26 protein-coding genes and 1 tRNA gene are annotated in these 16,471 nt (G+C 54.3%); 4 read left to right on the forward strand and 23 right to left on the reverse strand.

Features of this window, described 5'->3' with window-relative positions; all coding sequences use genetic code 11:
- Window positions 1-50 precede the first annotated feature (50 nt).
- The 8 genes from QWU00_RS09070 to ruvX all read right to left on the reverse strand — a co-directional run bounded on the left by QWU00_RS09070 (window position 51) and on the right by ruvX (window position 5,388).
- Window positions 51-449: a type II toxin-antitoxin system death-on-curing family toxin gene (locus QWU00_RS09070; protein WP_035382080.1), complete on the reverse strand. Its 399-nt coding sequence runs from the start codon at window positions 447-449 to the stop codon at window positions 51-53.
- Window positions 449-676 (reverse strand): AbrB/MazE/SpoVT family DNA-binding domain-containing protein, encoded by a 228-nt coding sequence (locus QWU00_RS09075; RefSeq protein ID WP_035382081.1) that lies wholly within the window; start codon window positions 674-676, stop codon window positions 449-451. The genes QWU00_RS09070 and QWU00_RS09075 overlap by 1 nt, the downstream gene beginning before the upstream one ends.
- Window positions 677-778: 102 nt before the next feature.
- On the reverse strand, window positions 779-1,297 hold the full coding sequence (locus tag QWU00_RS09080) for a helix-turn-helix domain-containing protein (RefSeq protein ID WP_035382083.1): 519 nt from the start codon (window positions 1,295-1,297) through the stop codon (window positions 779-781).
- A 781-nt stretch (window positions 1,298-2,078) separates the two neighbouring features.
- On the reverse strand, window positions 2,079-2,549 hold the full coding sequence (locus QWU00_RS09085) for a hypothetical protein (RefSeq protein ID WP_035382084.1): 471 nt from the start codon (window positions 2,547-2,549) through the stop codon (window positions 2,079-2,081).
- 201 nt (window positions 2,550-2,750) lie between these two features.
- Window positions 2,751-3,347 (reverse strand): acetate uptake transporter, encoded by a 597-nt coding sequence (locus QWU00_RS09090; RefSeq protein WP_035382085.1) that lies wholly within the window; start codon window positions 3,345-3,347, stop codon window positions 2,751-2,753.
- Between the two features lie 242 nt (window positions 3,348-3,589).
- Window positions 3,590-3,781: a hypothetical protein gene (locus QWU00_RS09095; RefSeq protein WP_006559902.1), complete on the reverse strand. Its 192-nt coding sequence runs from the start codon at window positions 3,779-3,781 to the stop codon at window positions 3,590-3,592.
- Window positions 3,782-4,192: 411 nt separating this feature from the next.
- Window positions 4,193-4,807, reverse strand: a complete 615-nt coding sequence (locus QWU00_RS09100; protein WP_187668674.1) for an endoglucanase — start codon at window positions 4,805-4,807, stop codon at window positions 4,193-4,195.
- Between the two features lie 104 nt (window positions 4,808-4,911).
- A complete protein-coding gene (gene ruvX / locus QWU00_RS09105) occupies window positions 4,912-5,388 on the reverse strand; it encodes a Holliday junction resolvase RuvX (protein WP_035382087.1) in 477 nt (158 codons plus the stop codon).
- A 78-nt stretch (window positions 5,389-5,466) separates the two neighbouring features.
- On the opposite strand from ruvX, the gene gatC reads away from it, so the two are divergent.
- From gatC to QWU00_RS09125, 4 genes are all read left to right on the forward strand, one after another.
- Window positions 5,467-5,754, forward strand: a complete 288-nt coding sequence (gene gatC / locus QWU00_RS09110) for an Asp-tRNA(Asn)/Glu-tRNA(Gln) amidotransferase subunit GatC (protein WP_006559089.1) — start codon at window positions 5,467-5,469, stop codon at window positions 5,752-5,754.
- 1 nt (window position 5,755) lies between these two features.
- Window positions 5,756-7,243, forward strand: coding sequence for an Asp-tRNA(Asn)/Glu-tRNA(Gln) amidotransferase subunit GatA (gatA, locus tag QWU00_RS09115; protein WP_035382089.1), 1,488 nt, complete (start codon window positions 5,756-5,758; stop codon window positions 7,241-7,243).
- Window positions 7,240-8,694 carry an Asp-tRNA(Asn)/Glu-tRNA(Gln) amidotransferase subunit GatB gene (gene gatB / locus QWU00_RS09120; RefSeq protein ID WP_035382091.1) on the forward strand — a complete coding sequence of 485 codons (1,455 nt, stop codon included), beginning with the start codon at window positions 7,240-7,242 and terminating at the stop codon, window positions 8,692-8,694. The genes gatA and gatB overlap by 4 nt, the downstream gene beginning before the upstream one ends.
- Window positions 8,695-8,809: 115 nt before the next feature.
- A tRNA-Ser gene (locus QWU00_RS09125) sits at window positions 8,810-8,901 on the forward strand.
- Window positions 8,902-9,006: 105 nt separating this feature from the next.
- Here QWU00_RS09125 and QWU00_RS09130 read toward each other — a convergent pair.
- The 15 genes from QWU00_RS09130 to QWU00_RS09200 all read right to left on the reverse strand — a co-directional run bounded on the left by QWU00_RS09130 (window position 9,007) and on the right by QWU00_RS09200 (window position 16,446).
- Window positions 9,007-10,041 carry a tyrosine-type recombinase/integrase gene (locus QWU00_RS09130; protein ID WP_231551889.1) on the reverse strand — a complete coding sequence of 345 codons (1,035 nt, stop codon included), beginning with the start codon at window positions 10,039-10,041 and terminating at the stop codon, window positions 9,007-9,009.
- Complete coding sequence (locus tag QWU00_RS09135; RefSeq protein ID WP_081939135.1) at window positions 9,954-10,364, reverse strand: helix-turn-helix domain-containing protein; 411 nt, start codon at window positions 10,362-10,364, stop codon at window positions 9,954-9,956. Before QWU00_RS09135 ends, QWU00_RS09130 begins: the two co-directional genes overlap by 88 nt.
- A complete protein-coding gene (locus QWU00_RS09140) occupies window positions 10,288-10,641 on the reverse strand; it encodes a hypothetical protein (RefSeq protein WP_150395637.1) in 354 nt (117 codons plus the stop codon). Before QWU00_RS09140 ends, QWU00_RS09135 begins: the two co-directional genes overlap by 77 nt.
- Window positions 10,622-10,831, reverse strand: a complete 210-nt coding sequence (locus QWU00_RS09145) for a hypothetical protein (RefSeq protein WP_081939136.1) — start codon at window positions 10,829-10,831, stop codon at window positions 10,622-10,624. Before QWU00_RS09145 ends, QWU00_RS09140 begins: the two co-directional genes overlap by 20 nt.
- Window positions 10,832-11,584: 753 nt before the next feature.
- A complete protein-coding gene (locus QWU00_RS09150; protein ID WP_035382095.1) occupies window positions 11,585-11,812 on the reverse strand; it encodes a hypothetical protein in 228 nt (75 codons plus the stop codon).
- Window positions 11,809-12,249 (reverse strand): hypothetical protein, encoded by a 441-nt coding sequence (locus QWU00_RS09155; RefSeq protein ID WP_035382096.1) that lies wholly within the window; start codon window positions 12,247-12,249, stop codon window positions 11,809-11,811. The genes QWU00_RS09150 and QWU00_RS09155 overlap by 4 nt, the downstream gene beginning before the upstream one ends.
- Before the next feature lie 101 nt (window positions 12,250-12,350).
- A complete protein-coding gene (locus QWU00_RS09160) occupies window positions 12,351-12,974 on the reverse strand; it encodes a hypothetical protein (RefSeq protein WP_035382098.1) in 624 nt (207 codons plus the stop codon).
- A complete protein-coding gene (locus QWU00_RS09165; RefSeq protein WP_035382099.1) occupies window positions 12,971-13,681 on the reverse strand; it encodes a DUF7168 domain-containing protein in 711 nt (236 codons plus the stop codon). Before QWU00_RS09165 ends, QWU00_RS09160 begins: the two co-directional genes overlap by 4 nt.
- A gap of 2 nt (window positions 13,682-13,683) precedes the next feature.
- Complete coding sequence (locus QWU00_RS09170) at window positions 13,684-13,971, reverse strand: DUF2312 domain-containing protein (RefSeq protein ID WP_035382101.1); 288 nt, start codon at window positions 13,969-13,971, stop codon at window positions 13,684-13,686.
- Window positions 13,968-14,834: a hypothetical protein gene (locus QWU00_RS09175; RefSeq protein ID WP_035382102.1), complete on the reverse strand. Its 867-nt coding sequence runs from the start codon at window positions 14,832-14,834 to the stop codon at window positions 13,968-13,970. The genes QWU00_RS09170 and QWU00_RS09175 overlap by 4 nt, the downstream gene beginning before the upstream one ends.
- Window positions 14,834-15,229 carry a helix-turn-helix domain-containing protein gene (locus QWU00_RS09180; protein ID WP_081939138.1) on the reverse strand — a complete coding sequence of 132 codons (396 nt, stop codon included), beginning with the start codon at window positions 15,227-15,229 and terminating at the stop codon, window positions 14,834-14,836. Before QWU00_RS09180 ends, QWU00_RS09175 begins: the two co-directional genes overlap by 1 nt.
- On the reverse strand, window positions 15,226-15,519 hold the full coding sequence (locus tag QWU00_RS09185; RefSeq protein ID WP_035382103.1) for a hypothetical protein: 294 nt from the start codon (window positions 15,517-15,519) through the stop codon (window positions 15,226-15,228). The genes QWU00_RS09180 and QWU00_RS09185 overlap by 4 nt, the downstream gene beginning before the upstream one ends.
- Complete coding sequence (locus QWU00_RS09190) at window positions 15,516-15,776, reverse strand: hypothetical protein (RefSeq protein WP_035382105.1); 261 nt, start codon at window positions 15,774-15,776, stop codon at window positions 15,516-15,518. The genes QWU00_RS09185 and QWU00_RS09190 overlap by 4 nt, the downstream gene beginning before the upstream one ends.
- Window positions 15,773-16,045 (reverse strand): hypothetical protein, encoded by a 273-nt coding sequence (locus QWU00_RS09195; RefSeq protein WP_035382107.1) that lies wholly within the window; start codon window positions 16,043-16,045, stop codon window positions 15,773-15,775. Before QWU00_RS09195 ends, QWU00_RS09190 begins: the two co-directional genes overlap by 4 nt.
- Window positions 16,042-16,446: a hypothetical protein gene (locus tag QWU00_RS09200; RefSeq protein WP_035382109.1), complete on the reverse strand. Its 405-nt coding sequence runs from the start codon at window positions 16,444-16,446 to the stop codon at window positions 16,042-16,044. Before QWU00_RS09200 ends, QWU00_RS09195 begins: the two co-directional genes overlap by 4 nt.
- Window positions 16,447-16,471: the final 25 nt, after the last annotated feature.

Here is a 16,471-nt window from a genome sequence, read left to right on the forward strand (position 1 = left end):
GGGGTGTCGTGCTCATAAGAAAATCTGGTCCGATGTCGAGAATATATGAATCACTGATTTTGAAAATGCTGCCGAAGCCACGCCGCGAACGCGTCTTCCCCCATTGCGCCAGCCGCCAGAGCCACCATGGCCTCGACGGCGTCCGGGGCGCTGACCTGCACACGGGTTCCATTCAGCCGAAGGAAAAGAACGCAGCAGCTCCAGGCTGTCCGCTTGTTGGCGTCATTGAAGGGATGATTACGCGCAATGCCATAAGCGTAGGCAGCTGCCAGAGTTGCGGGGTCCGATCGAGGCGCTTCAGCATAGTGCCATCGGTTTTCGGCGAGAGCTAACGCGCTGTGCAGCAGGTTCTCGCTTTTGAGACCATGTGTCCCACCATATTCCTTCAGAGCCTGATCGTGCATGAACAGCACCGCGTCAGGCTCCAGAAACTCAGGCGTATCGTCCATCAGCGCTTAGCCAGTTCCTGCAGAACGTCAGCTTGCTCACGCAGCGTCTCGCGCGCCATCTGCATCTGGCGTTCAAGCTTGAGATTGCGCTTTACGAGCTTGATGCCATCGGCCATTTCGACCAGCGTGAGTTCCTGCCCGACTTCCAGACCAAGGCGGATACGTGTTTCCGCCGGAAGGGTAACACCGACAGAATTACCCTGTTTGCGAACGACGACGGTTTCCATGGGCTTTGCTCCGTATTACGTGTCGTAATACGTAACAGGGCCACATCAAAGGTGACAAGCCCCAATATCCCTTTAGCAGTGCTGCTCAGACAGAATTGCGGGTCAGGTGGCTTCCCAGCTTTTGATGATTTCTACCCACTCGCCGGGTGAAAGCTGGCTGGGACCGTGGGGTTCTGGGTATCGACGCCCTGAAAGCAGTCGTTTCTCCTCTATAGATATATCTCTGGACGCCTTCTGCGTCATCCTGTCACTTAGAACCCGCACACCACGGAAAATGGCGCGGGCCATATGTTTTCCAGCCGCACGGACCTGATCAGCTGCCTTGATAAGCAGCCTGTAGGTATTACTTGTTCTCACCCATCGTCCCTCAACGCGCTTGCGCCGGTGGGTTCGCTCGATCAGTCCGAGTTCATAGCCCCGTTCAAGCGCCCTGATGACTGTCCGCACGGAATACCGGCAAGCCCGAGCGATTGCATCGTGGCTCGGATAGAGCCCATCCGCCCCCAGGAAGGTGGCGAGCGTCATGAGCACGGATTTTTCGGATGGCTTCAGCTTGTGATCAAAGTAAAGACCCAGAACCTGCTTGCGGAAAGCCGCCTTGACGGAAGCATGGCGGCTCATCGCTCCGCACTCCCGGTCGAAACAAGAATGCAATGAAAAAAACTTGTCTGAAGGGGCAGGAGATCCGTGACAACAGAGTTAGTTTCTAGTACGCTTCTCGCACGCATTGCACGATTTTTCCTTGATCGTGCGTGCCGTTTTTGAACGTGTTTGACTCTGTAAGTCTCTGATTTTGTTGGGGTCAGCCGGTTTTGACATGGTAGGGGTCACAGGTTCAATCCCTGTTGCGCCCACCATCTTTGACCGGCTGAAAACAGCCATTTCTGGCGTTTTCTTTTTCCATTCTCGTTGTTGGCTTCATGGTGTCTGGCACCATGAAATGGACCCAAGAGGCTACGGAATCCGTGCCGTTGTGGCAGTCTTATCATGCCTAGAGTCCCACCTTATACGGGGCCACGTATCTTCTCTGCACAAGGGGCAGCGCTACTCATTGCTGCTCATCCGCTCCCTTTGACAGTTGGTTTCTCTAGATTTTCTGTCGAGGTGTTGCGTGCGATCCGTAGCGTAACGTTACGCGTCGATGCACAACTATTCGCGGAATTATGCACAAACTGGTTAGAAGCTGGTTACAGCTTTTCTTGTTCAAGGATTAAGCGGTGATCCGATTTATCACCAGTCGATAATGCTTTCTCGGTACGCCATTGCCCTCTGCTTTGTGTAAGCTGTTGTTGTCTTGGTATTGCGCCAGATCTGCTGCTAGCTCAGCTCAGTGCCGCTTGGTGTTCCCAAGAGGGCAGAGGTCTCTTCGGGGCCCAAAAGCTTTATGGAGGAAGGAAGGGCCTCAGTCCTCCAGTTGTTCTTTCTTTTTTTCGCCTTCAGCCTGAACGCTCAGTTTGAGATAGATGCCCAGAGAGAAAACCATAAGCGTGGCCACAATCAGCAGGGAAGCGGGGTAAATAACCGTGGCGGGACCATCGCCTCGTGTCTCGAAAATCCCTACCAGTCCTTCTACAAACACCGCGATAATAATGCTGGTAATAAATTTGGTAAGGCTGACGCGGGCTTCAGCCAGAGTATGCTTGCCGCGTGAAAGAATGACTTCCTCTTCCATAAAATATTTGGCTACGTCAAATACAGCCAAAGCAATCACCACATAACTGATGGCATGTACCACGGCGGTCTGGGCTGTCTGCCAGGAATGACTGAAGAGCTGCTTTATAAGGTCGGAAATGCCAAAGCCCACCAGAAGGACTGCCAGAACCATAAGCAGAACACTGGCGGCACCAAACGTTATTCGGGCAAGAGCATGCATGCCGGGCCTTTTTCCTTTCTCACGCAAAATCATGATTGGCTAAGACAAGGAAAAACGTTTGGTTTGCCGAAGGGGTTCCACCCGTATTGGGCGGAGCCGGTATGCGCTGAAGGGAAAAGGGGCGGGGGCGTTCCTGTAAAAACGCATTGCTCCGGTAGGAGCAATGCGTCGTTGTAAGCAGCCTGAGTGCAGACTGATGCTTCAGGCCATCGCAACACGCAGGCGGGGGCCTGCATGGCCTACGGGAAGAACGGCGTAGTGGAACTGGGCTTCCAGAACTTCTGCTGCCGCCAGATACATGGCTGACAAACCGCAGAAAATACCTTCATAACCGGCAATTACGGTCAGGTTGGGTTGGGCAAGCAGATCCCCCAGCCCCAGCAGAACAAACAGGACCACAAGCGATGCAAAAATGGTCTGGTGTGCTCGGGTGGCGCGAAGCGTGCCGAGGAACATGACAAAGGTAAAAAGCCCCCATACCAGCAGGTAGCTACCCATCAGGTTGGGGTCAGTCGCAGCAACAATGTTGAGCTTGGGCAGGGCGATCAGCGCCACAAGGGACAGCCAGAAAGCGCCATAGGCCGTAAAGGCGGTTAAACCGAAGGTGTTTCCTTTGAGGAATTCTAAAATGCCCGCAATAATCTGGGCAAAGCCGCCAAACATCAGGCCCATGCCCAGAATGGCGGCGCCCATGGGCACCAGTCCTGCGTTATGCAGATTCAGCAGGACGGTGGTCATGCCAAAACCCATCAGCCCAAGGGGAGCGGGGTTCGCAAGGAGTGTGTCAGATTGTGCCATTGTCAGAACTTCTGTTCTTGTTGTTATGACACGATCATACTGGATGCTGTAGAAAGACTCCGCATGAAATCGTCAGGCGGCAGCGTAACTTTTATTTTATAGAACGCCTGCTCTATTTGGTCGTTATCGCTCTCTGTGTCTTTTTTCCAGAAGAGAAGCAGGAGAGAGCCGGAGCGGGTGTTTGTATAAAAAACAGTCTGAGGCTATTCTGTGTCTCAGCCGCCAAAAGGCCGCTATGGACCTCAGTTCTGGCTATATGCAGGTGTCAGCCGTTCCAGGGAGGACGCGCTTTTGGCACGGGCTGGTCGGGGTGCAGGCAGATCGGTCGGCTGTTCCCAGATATACAGAAGTGTCTGCCGCCATGTTTCCCGAACGGCTTCGCGCCATTTTTCATTGGGGGCAGGGGTGAGGGGCTGCTCGTTAAAACGGGGCATTGTGCTTTCCTGTGCGCTTACGTGCGAGGGCCTTTTAGCCTCTCTTTTCCTCCAACGGTGTGACGTTTCCATGAAACTCTCTTGTCTTTTCGGATATGAACTGAAAAAGAACTTCCGTCATATTCGTGCCATGGAGATATGAAATTATTGGAAAACAAAAGAAAAAGGAGTGGCTGATGACAGCATTTCAAGACTATTGGATAACTCTGAAAAACGTCTTTTCCCGAAGTTTTTCTGTCTTCTGGCGAAAACTGATCAAAAGACGAGGGAGAAGAAAAGCATGGTTGTGATCTCTAACCTTCTTCCCGCAGGTCCATAAAAAACCCCCACATTCCGTTTGGAAGTGGGGGTTTTCTCTGTTCGGGAGGAAAGAGCGTGCTGCTCTTCCCTCAAACAATGGGGCCGTTTGTTTTATTTGCTGTTGCCAGAAAATGTATTGCTGATGTCCTGTCCAGCTTCCTTGCCCCAGTTGCCAATTTTCTTGCCGGTCCGTTTGCTCCAGTTCTTTGTGGAGTCAGCAGCCTCTTCCGTGCCGTTCTTTGTTTTGTTCCAGGCGTGATTGGTCCCTTCCTTCGTCTTGTCCCAGGCTTCGGAAGTACCATTTTTGGTTTTATCCCAGACTTTTTCGGACCCATCCTTGGTGCGGTCCCACGTTTTGGCGGTACCCTGCTTTGTCTTGTCCCAAGCTTCGGAAGTGCCGCTTTTGGTTTTATCCCAGGCTTTTTCGGACCCTTCTTTGGTGCGGTCCCACGTTTTGGCGGTGCCCTGCTTTGTCTTGTCCCAGGCTTCGGAAGTGCCGTTTTCGGTTTTGTTCCAAGCCTTTTCGGACCCCTCTTTGGTGCGGTCCCATGTTTTGGCGGTACCCTGCTTGGTTTTGTCCCACGCATTGGTGGTGGTGGAGCGGGTATCATTCCAGGCGCGGTTGATCGGTCCCTGTTCTTCAGCGTGCGCACCGGGCAGGGAGAGAGTAAACGCCGCGGTGGCAAGCAGGGTCGTTGCGAACGTACGGATCGTCATAAGCGCCATAAAAAATCTCCAAATGCTGTTCGTTCAATCGTATGAAGATGGAAACTGTTTATGGCAAATATGAGAACAGGCTGTGCCGACCCTGTGTCACAGGGCGGGAGCCGTTAAAAAAGAGCAGGCCGGGGCATGCTGTCCAGCGCGGCTTGCAGGATATAGGCGGCTGCCAGTTGGTCCACCACACCTTCCCGTTTTTTGCGTGACAGGTCTGCTTCCTGAATCAGCATCCGGTTTACGGCGGAAGAAGAAAGGCGTTCATCCCACAGACAGACGGGGAGACCGGTCTGATCAGAAAGTGCCATGGCCCAGTCCTTTGCCGCCTGTGCGGCTGGCCCGAACGAGCCATCAAGGGAGAGAGGAATGCCGATCACCATTCCGCCAATGCCGTGCCGGTCGGCCAGCGCGCGGATGTGGGTCGCCATGGCCCCCAGTTTACCGCGTTTTACGGTTTCCAGCGGGGTGGCCACCATGCGTGAGACATCGGAAAGGGCAAGGCCGACCTGCTTGCGGCCGGGATCTATGCCCAGCAGACGGTCATTGCGGGCCAAAGCGGCGGTCAGGTCGGTCAGATTAAGGAGTGCCATGTCTGCACGGTATGTTGCCTTGCGCCCGATTATGCTAGGGCTTTTTTCCCCTAAACAGTCTGAAGAGAGTCTGCTTTCATGTCGCTTGACCTCGCGACCACCCGACGTATTGCGAAACTGGCCCGCATCGGCCTTGAAGATGCTGAGCTTGAATCCGTCCGCCAGAAGCTGGATGGCATTCTGGGCTGGGTTGATCAACTGTCCGAGGTGGATGTTGAGGGCGTGCCCCCCATGGTGGGCACGGAGATGGAAGCCCTGCGCCAACGTGAAGATGTGGTGACGGACGGAAACTGCCGTGAGGCCGTTCTATCCTGCGCGCCGGAAACATCTGGCCCCTTCTACACTGTACCCAAGGTTGTTGAATAAGATGCTGACCGGACTGACCCTGACCGAAGCGCGCACTGGCCTTGCCGCCCGCAAATTTTCTGCGCGAGACCTCGCCACGGCGCACATGCAGGCCATTGCGCGCCTGAACCCCAAACTGAACGCCTACATTACCGTTCTGCCGGAAAAAGATGTTCTGGCAGCGGCTGATGCCGCAGATGCCCGTTATGCTGATGGCACAGCCCGCCCCATGGAAGGGCTGCCCATTGGCGTGAAGGATCTGTTCTGCACCAAAGGGGTTAAAACAACCGCTGCCAGCAAGATGCTGGCCGATTTTGTACCGCCGTATGAAAGCAGCGTGACGCAGCGCCTGCTGGATGCCGGATCTGTTTTTGTGGGCAAGACCAACCTGGACGAATTTGCCATGGGGTCGGCCAACATCACATCCGCGTTCGGATCTGTTCTCAATCCGTGGCAGCGGAAAGGGGATGAGGCAACCGCGCTGGTGCCGGGCGGGTCTTCCGGTGGTTCCGCTGCTGCGGTAGCGGCTGGTCTGGCTCTGGCGGCTACGGGCACGGATACGGGGGGCTCAATCCGTCAGCCTGCCGCTTTCTGCGGTATTGTGGGGCTTAAACCTACCTATGGCCGGTGCAGTCGCTGGGGTACCATTGCGTTTGCAAGCTCCCTTGATCAGGCTGGCCCCATGACGCGCAGCGTGGCAGATGCCGGGCTGATGCTGGAAGCCATGGCTGGTTTTGATGAAAAAGACAGCACCAGTTCCAACCGCCCGGTTCCCGCTTTTGCTCAGGCTGTTGGTAAAAGCGTGAAAGGCCTGCGGGTCGGGATTCCTGCAGAATATCGTGCGCCTGGTCTGCCTGCTGAAATTGCGGCCATGTGGGAGCAGGGAATTGCCTGGCTGCGGGATGCCGGGTGCGAGATTGTGGATGTTTCCCTGCCGCACACCAAATACGGGCTTGCCACCTACTACATCATTGCACCTGCTGAGTGTTCATCCAACCTGGCCCGGTATGATGGCATTCGCTTTGGTGCCCGTAAGGACGCCCCCACGCTGGATGGCATCTATGAGCGGACCCGCGCCGAAGGGTTTGGGGAAGAAGTGCGCAACCGTATCCTGATGGGCACCTATGTGCTGTCCGCTGGCTATTATGATGCGTATTACCTCAAGGCCCAGAAAGTGCGCACACTGATCAAGCGTGACTTTGTGCAGGCTTTTGAACAGGTGGATGTGCTGCTGACCCCAACCGCGCCAAGTGCTGCGTTTGCGCAGGGTGAAAACATGGATGATCCGGTGCAGATGTATCTGAACGACATCTTTACCGTGCCTGCCAGCATGGCTGGTGTGCCTGCGCTGTCCGTGCCTGTGGGGCTGGACGCAAAAGGGCTGCCGTTGGGGCTGCAAATTATTGGTCGGCATTTTGATGAGGAAACCGTGCTGTCTGTTGGCGGCGCGCTTGAGGCTGCTGCGGGCTTTGCCCACACGCCCACCCTGCATGCGGAGGCAGGTGCATGAGCTACGTTATTGAAGGTAAAACCGGAAACTGGGAGATTGTGGTCGGGCTGGAAGTGCATGCCCAGATCATCAGCCAGTCCAAACTGTTTTCCGGCGCGTCCACCAAGTTTGGCGGAGAGCCCAACACGCAGGTCAGTCTGGTCGATGCGGCTTTTCCGGGCATGTTGCCGGTTATTAACAGGGAATGTGTGGCGCAGGCTGTTCGGACGGGTCTGGGCCTGAATGCCCGCATCAATCTGGAAAGCCGGTTTGACCGCAAGAACTACTTCTATGCGGATCTGCCGCAGGGCTACCAGATCAGCCAGTTTGCCCACCCCATTGTTGGGGAAGGCACGATTGAAATTGAACTGCCAGGGGGTGAAACCCGCCAGATCGGCATCACCCGGCTGCATATGGAGCAGGATGCGGGCAAGCTGCTGCATGATCAGGACCCCACCCGTTCCTTTGTGGACCTGAACCGCGCCGGTGTGGCGCTGATGGAAATTGTCAGCGAACCCGATATCCGTGCGCCGGAAGAAGCCGGGGCCTACCTGCGCAAGCTGCGCCAGATTCTGCGTTATCTGGGCACGTGTGACGGCAACATGGAAGAAGGTTCCATGCGGGCGGACGTGAACGTGTCTGTTCGGCAAGCGGGTGAGCCGTTCCGTACGCGCTGCGAGATCAAGAACGTCAACTCTATCCGTTTTGTCATGCAGGCCATTGAAGTGGAAGCTGCGCGTCAGGTGGAAATCTGGGAAAATGGCGGCGAGGTCGATCAGGAAACCCGCCTGTTTGATCCCGGCCGTGGGGAAACCCGCACCATGCGCTCCAAGGAAGACGCGCATGATTACCGTTACTTCCCGGACCCTGACCTGCTGCCGCTGGTGATTGAACAGGCATGGGTGGATGGCCTTAAAGCGGCCCTGCCAGAACTGCCGGACGCCAAGCGCGCCCGTTTCCAGAAAGACTACGGCATTCCGTTTTATGATGCCGGGGTGCTGGTGGCGGAACAGTCTGTGGCGGATTTCTTTGAAACCGTTGCCAAAGGGCGTGATGGCAAGCTGGCGGTGACATGGGTGACGGGAGATCTGTTTGCCGCACTGAATCGCACCGGGCGCACCATTGAAAACAGTCCTGTCAGCGCGGAAGCGCTTGGCAAGATGCTGGACCTGATTTCCGATGGCACCATCAACGGCAAGATTGCCAAGGATGTGTTTGAAGACATGGTTGAAACGGGGGAAAGCCCGGACGCCATTGTTGAGAAAAAAGGCCTCAAGCAGGTAACGGATACCGGCGTGATTGACGCCGCTGTGGATGCCATCATGGCCAAACATGCGGACAAGGTGGAAGAATTCCGCTCTGGCAAGGATAAGCTGTTCGGCTTCTTTGTGGGGCAGGTCATGAAAGAAACCAAAGGCAAAGCCAACCCGGCTCTGGTGAACGAGGCTCTGAAAGCCAAACTGAACGGGTAAGTTAAGAGGGGATGTAAAAAATCCCCTCAAATAAGCGTTCAGGGGGTTTGACGGAAAGCGAAGAACCCCCTAAAAGCACCAATGCAAACGTCGTGTATCTTTACACTCTTCTTGCGGAGGGGTGGCCGAGTGGCTGAAGGCGACGGTTTGCTAAACCGTTATACGGGTTAAACTGTATCGAGGGTTCGAATCCCTTCCCCTCCGCCAACAACTCCCTGATTTAAGTCAGAAATTACGATATTAATCGAATGGTTTTTGTGGGGGGTTTCCCTGACCTCCCCACATCAATGTGGGGGATTTTGTGGGGTTTAGTTATTCCATAGATCCTTGTTCTGCCGCGAGCTGGACGCGCTCTTGTTCTTCCACTGTCAGGTAGCCCAAGTAGTTTTGCTCCGTCACCTTAACACTGCTGTGGCCTAGGTGACGGGATAAACGGTAAATGTTCCCACCAGCCTTGAGCCAGCGCAGTGCAAAGGCATGCCGTAGATCATGCACCCCAAAACGATGAAAGAATGGATTGTCTTTCAGGATTCGCCTTTGGACCTGTCCGACATTGGATGAGAAATTAGCATAGGCCTGTTCAGTCGCCTCGCTGACATAGAGTAACCCTTTTTTATGCCCTTTTTCCAGGTAGGGCGTGGCATCTCCCCCTGGCGTAATCCAAGCAATGGTCCTTGGCCGACTAGTCTTTGTTTTGGTGAGGAGGATCTGTTGGCGTTTGGAGTCGACCTGAGACCTCTCCAGGTGTACGGCCTCTGCCAAACGCATACCTGTGGTTGTCAGGATGCCGAGAATACCTGCAACACCAGCAGGAGCGGCCCGCATAACTTGCTCTATTTCGTGCAGGGTAGGAGGTCGCTTAGGGTCTCTACGCTCACGGATGATGGTGCGGTCAAAGGATTGAACGGGATTATCAGTGCGCCACCCGATTGAGCAGCAAAAACTCATCAAGCGAGATAGGGCAGTCAGATCACGCTGGATGGACGCATTTGATATTTCCGTCCCGCATTCTGTACGGGATGATTTTCCCCCTGATTTTCTGCTCCTCACCCATTCGGCAATGTCTCTCGTGCTTATGGATGCGATGAGGAGAGAGCCAAACTGCTGATCGAAATTTCGGATGCTGGAGAGATAGCGTGTTCGGACTGATGGCTTAACTCCAGATAGGCCTTCCGCTGCCCATCTTACAACGGCAGCCGGCCAAGATTCCTCATCAGGAATTCCTATGGCCGTGCGCTCAATTTTGTTCCTAATAGCCTCTACGCGTCTTTCAGCCTCCCGTGCATCAGTTGTGCGTAGGCTTTCTCGGTGGCGCTTGCCGCTGATAACAATTTCTGCCCACCAAATTTCTCCGCGAAGAAAGCAGTTTTTGGGCGCTTTTGTTTTGTTCTGCTTTCTTGATGAGCGCGGCATAGATTCTTATTTTCCTTTTCCATAACCCAGTCTTGAATACGCGACCGGCTAAACGTCCATCGTCTTCCGACTTTTGCTGCGGGTATTTCTCCACGCTGAGCCATGCTTTGGATTGTCCTTTTTGGCACGCCCAGCATGGAGGCAACCTCTTGAGCATCTATGCGGGAGGGAGTAGCGATCTCACCCATCCACCCCTCCCATCTCAGCGCTGTTTGCAGGCGGAGCGGGCAGGGGCTGCCAGCAGATTGGAGGCGCATCCAACTGTTCTTGCCATTCCAGCATGCCACGATAGGGGAACGTGTCAGCCATCACGCGACCGTCCCGGTAATAGGTCAGGATTGTGGTATCCTCAGGCGCGCTCGCAATCGGCCTCCAAGCCGCCGCGTCTGCTGCTGCGAGGCCGACAGATGCATAGTCCCGCGCAACGTCTTGCCGGGTGTCTCCCATATCTTCCCATTTCAATGGCTTCCCAGCGCGCTCATAGACATATTCAGAAATCGCCCGCGCAGCAGCCTCAATCCTCGGGAAAGTCATGGTGAGCCTCCAGTTTTTTAGATGAATAGGAAACGGTGTAATGGCGGGTGACATGCATTTCTTTCCCGCAGTTGCCACATGTCTCATCAAACTCCTCCTCTCCGTCACCTGATTCCCACGAGTCATAGTCCTCATATCCGCAGTATGGGCAGATGATGTTGTCTGTGCTGTCAGTATCAAATTCCGGCATCGCCCTACCTCCCGCGCTGCGTCTATGGCTTCAGCTCGATAGAGTTTTCTGACCTCCTGCCCCTGCAAGACACGCGCCTTGTAAAAAATTTCGGTTGTATCAGTCCAATATGAAACACCGCTTTTGAATTGATAAACCGGCCTTCCGATCTTCGCCTGCACCCGCTGTTCTGCTCGGCGCTCAGCCTGATCCAGCATCTCGGCTATCCGCGCGGGGGAAAGGATTTCTCCACAGAAAGTAAAAACCGAGGCATCAGAGGGCGAAATTCCCTTCTTCCACCCTGGCACTAACGAGTAATGCCGTTGTGTGGCTGACCAATAGCGAACGATGAATTTCTCATCTATCCGCATTGCATACAGACCATCCCTTTCTGGATTGGGAGGCACGCCAAGCCGTTCAGGGTTGGGCCAGTTGTTGGGGGTGGTCATGCTGCCTCTCCTCTCGCATATGGAACCCATTGAGCGTTTCGGGTGCGTCCCGTATACCCACATTCAGAGCAACCTGATCCACGATCCGGCCCTTGCGTCATTTCTGGCACTTCCGTGCAGCCATAGCAGGCAGATGACCATGATATTGCCTCGCATAGATCAGGCAGGCCTTGGTCATTGGGAATGAAACACCATGCTTTGCGACGATCTAGGCGGAAACCTGCACGATTGTCCGCATCAGGCCACGACATTAGAGTGTCGTTATGATTAATTGTGCCGTCAGATGAAACACGTGTGCCATTTCTTATTCTAGCAGACCCAGCCATCACGCCTTCTCTCCTGCGCGGGTGTTCTGTTCTTTCTCAAAGTATTGGACAGCATCGCATACAATTGAGAGATCATCGTTGCTGGATATTAAAGCCTCAGACGGTAGCGCTTCTGGTGCCCTCACAATAATTGTGACTTTTGCATCTGGCCGCATCTTGCTTCGGACAGCTTGCGCACAAGCATCTAGGTGCGCCCAGAACGCACGTTCGTGCAGTTCCTCGCTCATGCTTCCGGGCCTTTCAGGGCTTTATGCGCAATGCTGTGCATAGTTGTTGCGGGCAGGTCCATCTGCGGGAATGGCAAATCTCTAATATGCTCTAAAGACTTCCTCAACCGCGCAATCTCCGCGTCACGCTCGGTAAGTTTGGCTTGGGCAAAATCTATAAACTCAGGCCATGCTTCCCAGGCGTTATTCAGGAAGGTTCGGTAGCCATAGCCATCTCCGCTACGCAGGCCACGAACGTAATCCGGGTTAACGCCAGCGCATCCTGTAGCCTTGGTGCACATCTGGGAATAGAACGCCTCGAAGCTGTCCCGTGATGGATCTAACCCTGCACCCGTCACTGACGTTCCGATAGAGAGAACGGCCTGTTCCGCCACTTCTCCGCAGTCAACTGCCGTAATAAATGCTTCCCGCTGCTCATCACTCAGTGGCAGCCGCACGAATACGCCGGTCGGGGATAGTTGTGCGTTACAACGTTGGCAGTTATTACAGTCTGTCCCGAGGGCTTTGCTGCCTTTGCAAACCGTTTTATTGCGCGTGGTCATAGTGCTGCTCCATGGTTTGCAAAGCCCAATATTGGGTTGAGCGTGTCCTCCCAGGGCGTTTCTAGGCTGGTTGGTCTACGGGAATGGATAGCTGACTGCATTTTAGCCGCAGTTTGATATCTATTTTGAAGAACTCTGTCATAGTTTCTGGACGAAAAGCGGAACAGAAAATCTGTTATCTCTCCAGATATTTTTATTGGCTTATTAATCAGTTCATCAAATGTAATGCACCATAACCTATTATGAGATGCATATGCTGCTTGCTTCTCTGCCAATGGTTCATCATGGCGGATAGAACTGGCCATGGCGCGTATATTCGCTCTGTTGACTGGTGTGCCCAAGAAGCGAAGCATGCTCTTTGCCTGCTCCGCATGATCCCGTTTTATGAAGATTGTCAGATAATTTCCGGGCACGATTCCATTTTCTGGACGGTGGCAATCAAGCCACTTCATTGCCTTGCCCCGGAAATGGAGCTGCGGCTTGTGTTTGATGAGTGAAAGAGCTTCTGCATCTTCAAATGACGGAGCACGCCCTATAGTAGGGATGCCGGCCGCAGAGAGCATGCTCATGACGGCTGTTGTTCCGCAACGCCCAAGACCGCAGACAAGAATAGTGCTCATGCGCCTGCTCCCAAGTAGCGGGTTTCGCGGATCTGGCCTTTGTGGTCGGCCTGGACGCCTGAGTGCAGGCGGGTGTTCTTGCCGTCTGCCATACCGTCTGCCCAGGCATCACTTGCGTCACTATCGCTCAGGCCGGATCCGCGCTGTTGCATTGTGCCCAGGCGTGGGAATTTCTGCTTAGTGAAAAGGCTTGTCAGGCGCTTTTCCTTTTCAGACAGTTTTTCCTCAATAATGTTTTTCCCTACACCATACACCCATCCCTCGCAGTAGGTATCTGCTTTGGAGGAGCTGCGGCCGGGGTTGCGCTCCTGGAGCATGATGAAGAAGGAGTATTCTGCCCGTTTGGTGCTGAGCAAGCGTGCCAGGACAGTCCAACTATAGGCTGAGATCTCCGCTTTTGATTTCGGTCCGAGCCAGAGAATGGTGCTATCGGAAAAAACAGCCTTGCAGCCGAATGCTTTCTCGATGGTGCTGGCCAACATGCCGCCGTAAATTGGCAGGCGGTGTCCAGGGCGCATCAGGATGACAGGGCTTTCCACCGTGGCATAGTCCACCAGTTCCAGGTCATCTTCGGTTATCGCTAATTCGTGCATCAGTTCCTGAGCTTTCGCCAGGGCTGCTGCGGCTTCGTTCTCATTAGCGCTACGGCTGAGGGAGAGCAGCTTCTTCAGCCGCTCCATCATTTTCTTTTTCTGGTCTTCGTTCATGGTCACATACCCAATGCGCGGCGATATATGTCGAGCAGTGTTTCCTGCTCCTCAATTTCTGCCGGTTCCTGTTTGCGCAGGCGGATGAGTTGGCGGATAATTTTCACTTCAAATCCGGCCGACTTGGCTTCCGTGTAGATATCCTTGACATCCCCTGACAAAGCCTTGCGTTCTTCTTCCAGACGTTCAATGCGCTCAATAATGCTGCGCAGCCGTTCAGCCGATATCCCGCCAGTGGCGCGATCAGGATCATTCTGGCCGTCAAAGCTGCCGTCTTCTTCCTCTGTCATGCTGCTGCCTTTTCAGGCTGCACAACACCTTCCGCAATTAAGCGGCGGCAGGCCCAGCGGAAGGCCGCTACAATTCTGTAGTTGTTGAAAGAATAGTTATATTGGAGCGGATATTCATCGAAAGTAGTATTCCGAAAAAGGCTAATTGCTCCTTCCTTATCGTAACATACGCTCTCAATTTCTTCGCGCATTTTGCGACGATAGGAGGACTTGGTGATATTCTTTAAATCATCATCAGTATAATCATGATAAAGACCGAAACCTTCTAATGCTTTCCATAGTTCAACCCAAGTGTTCCAGCATTCAAAGAAGCTCCAATAACGATTGGGATCATCTTCATGAGGCAGAGACCAGCTCTTTTTCTCTTCTTTCTTTTCAAACAAGAGCACGTCATCAATCATATCTCTATCAAGTTCGCCTTTCCTAACCTTTTGTAGATCCTGCCGCATACCGCTATGAACAAGGCGTTTTTTTGACGAATATATTTTTGTTTCCGGATCTTTGAAGTAATCATCAATCCAGTAGCCATTGATTGCTTCAATAACTTCTCTGTTTGCAATCCGGATCAGTTCTCTGGCTGTAGCTTCACCATCATATTCTTCTTTTGCTGATGATTTACCCAAGAGATAATCTAGATCAGCATTATGCCCCCAATGCACAGAGCTTTCCAAAGAACTCATGGCAGGCCAGCACTGGAGCACCATGCTTCCGATATCTCCGGAGATGGAGATTTTCCCGCGGCTCCATGTCATATTGAAGAAATAATAGCTGGAACCATCTGGGCGACGAAAATCAAAGCTGCGGCTTACACTTTCCGTCATGACATGGGTATCAAAGTCATTACGAAGATAGTTTTTGTCCATCAGACTAAACCTTCAAAAAACCACGCCATGGGCACGCCTAGGGCATCGGCAAGCTGGAAGAGGGTGGCAGCCTTTATTGCGTCATGCCCGACTTCGTATTTCTGGATCTGCTGGCCGCTGCGGGCTACGCGTTTGCCCAGGGCAGGGAGACTCAGGCCGCGTTCTTGCCGTTTCTGGCGCAGGCGTTTGCCGATATGCCGGTGCATCTTGAGTTCTGCGGCTTGATTGGGCTTGTAGCGGCCGGTTGCTTCCTCGAGGTCAATCTGTCTGCCATCATCAATGAGCGTGGCGCCACGCGGCGCAGAAGCGCCAAGGCGCAGAGCCGGAGCAGGCACAAAGCCAAGGCGCGGGCGAGCACGGTCAAGGGTAGGTGCATGGTGCTGTACCATCATCATGCTGCGCCCTCCAGGTAGAGGACCATTTTGGTTACGCTGTCAGCCCACTGGCCAAGCAGCCACCAGCCTGCATCCGTGCAGCACATCAGCACGGTGCCGAGAGCGATAAAGGCAAGCGCGTTTGTGATCTCGCCCAGTGTGGTGCGTGACAGGCCCTGATAGGTGGCCACTGCCTTGCCGGCCAGCGTAGCTGCGCAGATCAGGGCGCGTTCTGCCGCGTGTGCGAGCGTTTTCTGTGCGGCGGCATCGGTGCGCGCCTGCAGAGTATTTGCCTGGTGCGCGGTGGTCATGGCCGTGCCCCCGTGAGCTTATCCGCTTCAAACACGCAGGCCTCGGCCTCCGTGCGGTAGGAGTTGGCAATACGCTGCCATATGGCTGCACCATCCGGATTGTTGCTGGCAGCGCACGCGCTGCGAAAACGTTCGATGCGTTCTGCCTCAACAAACAGGGTGTCAGCCATCGCCCGCATGAGGCCAGCGCGGCGGATAAGCGCCTGGACATTTTGGAGGACAGGTACGGGGGCGCGGGTTTGCGTGGTCAGGTTCACAGACAGACCTCCTCGATTACGGGATTATCGTAAAAATAACGGCCAATATTCACGGCTTCCGGCGGCAACTGGGTGCGGATACCAACAAGCGTATCTGCTTCGATCAGCAGGTCCGTTGCGGCATTGGGTTCAGTCAGGTGCATCCGTGCCACCCATTTTCCGGGGTGGTCAGACGTGATGGGCCGGTAGACGACAAACATGGGGATAGCGTTCTGTGCTGCCCGGTAGGCTGCGCAGATATGCTGTTGGCGTTCCTGCGCGGGGCTCATGATTTTTCCTGCCAAAATCTGGCTTCAAAGCGCAGGTTTACGGTGTGGGGCAGGGTGCAGCCGCCCATGTCAAAGTGCTGGCGCAGTGTTGTCAGATCCCCACGGATCTGATCTGCACTCGCCTCAGCCATTTGCTTGAGCGCCAAGGGGCGGCACAGCCTATGGCATTCCGTGAGCAGGGTGCAGGCCAGATCAAAGGCACGCTTATGACTATTGCGGCCGAGCTGCTGGCTGCCGGTATAGGATGCCGCACGCGCAGCTATCTGCTCAATAAGAGCATTATCCTCAGCGCTGACGACAAATGTGCGCTTAACGTGGCCGGGTGACTGCGTGCTATCGCCGTCCCTACCATTTGCTACAGGGGCCTGCGCTAGGCGGCGCTCTCGTGCAGCGTTGAGCATGATGTTTCTCCACCACGGGTTATGA

Origin of the sequence: Acetobacter tropicalis, assembly GCF_030644465.1 — a bacterium.
GTDB lineage: Bacteria > Pseudomonadota > Alphaproteobacteria > Acetobacterales > Acetobacteraceae > Acetobacter > Acetobacter tropicalis.

What these genes read in the sequence shown, in the direction of transcription:
- QWU00_RS09090 (WP_035382085.1), bottom strand. Translation starts at nt 3,347, where the DNA reads ATGGCACAATCTGACACACTCCTTGCGAACCCCGCTCCCCTTGGGCTG.
- QWU00_RS09160 (WP_035382098.1), bottom strand. Translation starts at nt 12,974, where the DNA reads ATGAGCACTATTCTTGTCTGCGGTCTTGGGCGTTGCGGAACAACAGCC.
- gatB (WP_035382091.1), top strand. Translation starts at nt 7,240, where the DNA reads ATGAGCTACGTTATTGAAGGTAAAACCGGAAACTGGGAGATTGTGGTC.
- QWU00_RS09070 (WP_035382080.1), bottom strand. Translation starts at nt 449, where the DNA reads ATGGACGATACGCCTGAGTTTCTGGAGCCTGACGCGGTGCTGTTCATG.
- QWU00_RS09200 (WP_035382109.1), bottom strand. Translation starts at nt 16,446, where the DNA reads ATGCTCAACGCTGCACGAGAGCGCCGCCTAGCGCAGGCCCCTGTAGCA.
- gatA (WP_035382089.1), top strand. Translation starts at nt 5,756, where the DNA reads ATGCTGACCGGACTGACCCTGACCGAAGCGCGCACTGGCCTTGCCGCC.
- QWU00_RS09175 (WP_035382102.1), bottom strand. Translation starts at nt 14,834, where the DNA reads ATGGACAAAAACTATCTTCGTAATGACTTTGATACCCATGTCATGACG.
- QWU00_RS09075 (WP_035382081.1), bottom strand. Translation starts at nt 676, where the DNA reads ATGGAAACCGTCGTCGTTCGCAAACAGGGTAATTCTGTCGGTGTTACC.
- QWU00_RS09185 (WP_035382103.1), bottom strand. Translation starts at nt 15,519, where the DNA reads ATGACCACCGCGCACCAGGCAAATACTCTGCAGGCGCGCACCGATGCC.
- QWU00_RS09135 (WP_081939135.1), bottom strand. Translation starts at nt 10,364, where the DNA reads ATGCGCCTCCAATCTGCTGGCAGCCCCTGCCCGCTCCGCCTGCAAACA.
- QWU00_RS09165 (WP_035382099.1), bottom strand. Translation starts at nt 13,681, where the DNA reads ATGAACGAAGACCAGAAAAAGAAAATGATGGAGCGGCTGAAGAAGCTG.
- QWU00_RS09195 (WP_035382107.1), bottom strand. Translation starts at nt 16,045, where the DNA reads ATGAGCCCCGCGCAGGAACGCCAACAGCATATCTGCGCAGCCTACCGG.
- gatC (WP_006559089.1), top strand. Translation starts at nt 5,467, where the DNA reads ATGTCGCTTGACCTCGCGACCACCCGACGTATTGCGAAACTGGCCCGC.
- QWU00_RS09180 (WP_081939138.1), bottom strand. Translation starts at nt 15,229, where the DNA reads ATGATGATGGTACAGCACCATGCACCTACCCTTGACCGTGCTCGCCCG.
- ruvX (WP_035382087.1), bottom strand. Translation starts at nt 5,388, where the DNA reads ATGGCACTCCTTAATCTGACCGACCTGACCGCCGCTTTGGCCCGCAAT.
- QWU00_RS09140 (WP_150395637.1), bottom strand. Translation starts at nt 10,641, where the DNA reads ATGACTTTCCCGAGGATTGAGGCTGCTGCGCGGGCGATTTCTGAATAT.
- QWU00_RS09100 (WP_187668674.1), bottom strand. Translation starts at nt 4,807, where the DNA reads ATGGCGCTTATGACGATCCGTACGTTCGCAACGACCCTGCTTGCCACC.
- QWU00_RS09145 (WP_081939136.1), bottom strand. Translation starts at nt 10,831, where the DNA reads ATGCCGGAATTTGATACTGACAGCACAGACAACATCATCTGCCCATAC.
- QWU00_RS09080 (WP_035382083.1), bottom strand. Translation starts at nt 1,297, where the DNA reads ATGAGCCGCCATGCTTCCGTCAAGGCGGCTTTCCGCAAGCAGGTTCTG.
- QWU00_RS09170 (WP_035382101.1), bottom strand. Translation starts at nt 13,971, where the DNA reads ATGACAGAGGAAGAAGACGGCAGCTTTGACGGCCAGAATGATCCTGAT.
- QWU00_RS09085 (WP_035382084.1), bottom strand. Translation starts at nt 2,549, where the DNA reads ATGCATGCTCTTGCCCGAATAACGTTTGGTGCCGCCAGTGTTCTGCTT.
- QWU00_RS09150 (WP_035382095.1), bottom strand. Translation starts at nt 11,812, where the DNA reads ATGAGCGAGGAACTGCACGAACGTGCGTTCTGGGCGCACCTAGATGCT.
- QWU00_RS09095 (WP_006559902.1), bottom strand. Translation starts at nt 3,781, where the DNA reads ATGCCCCGTTTTAACGAGCAGCCCCTCACCCCTGCCCCCAATGAAAAA.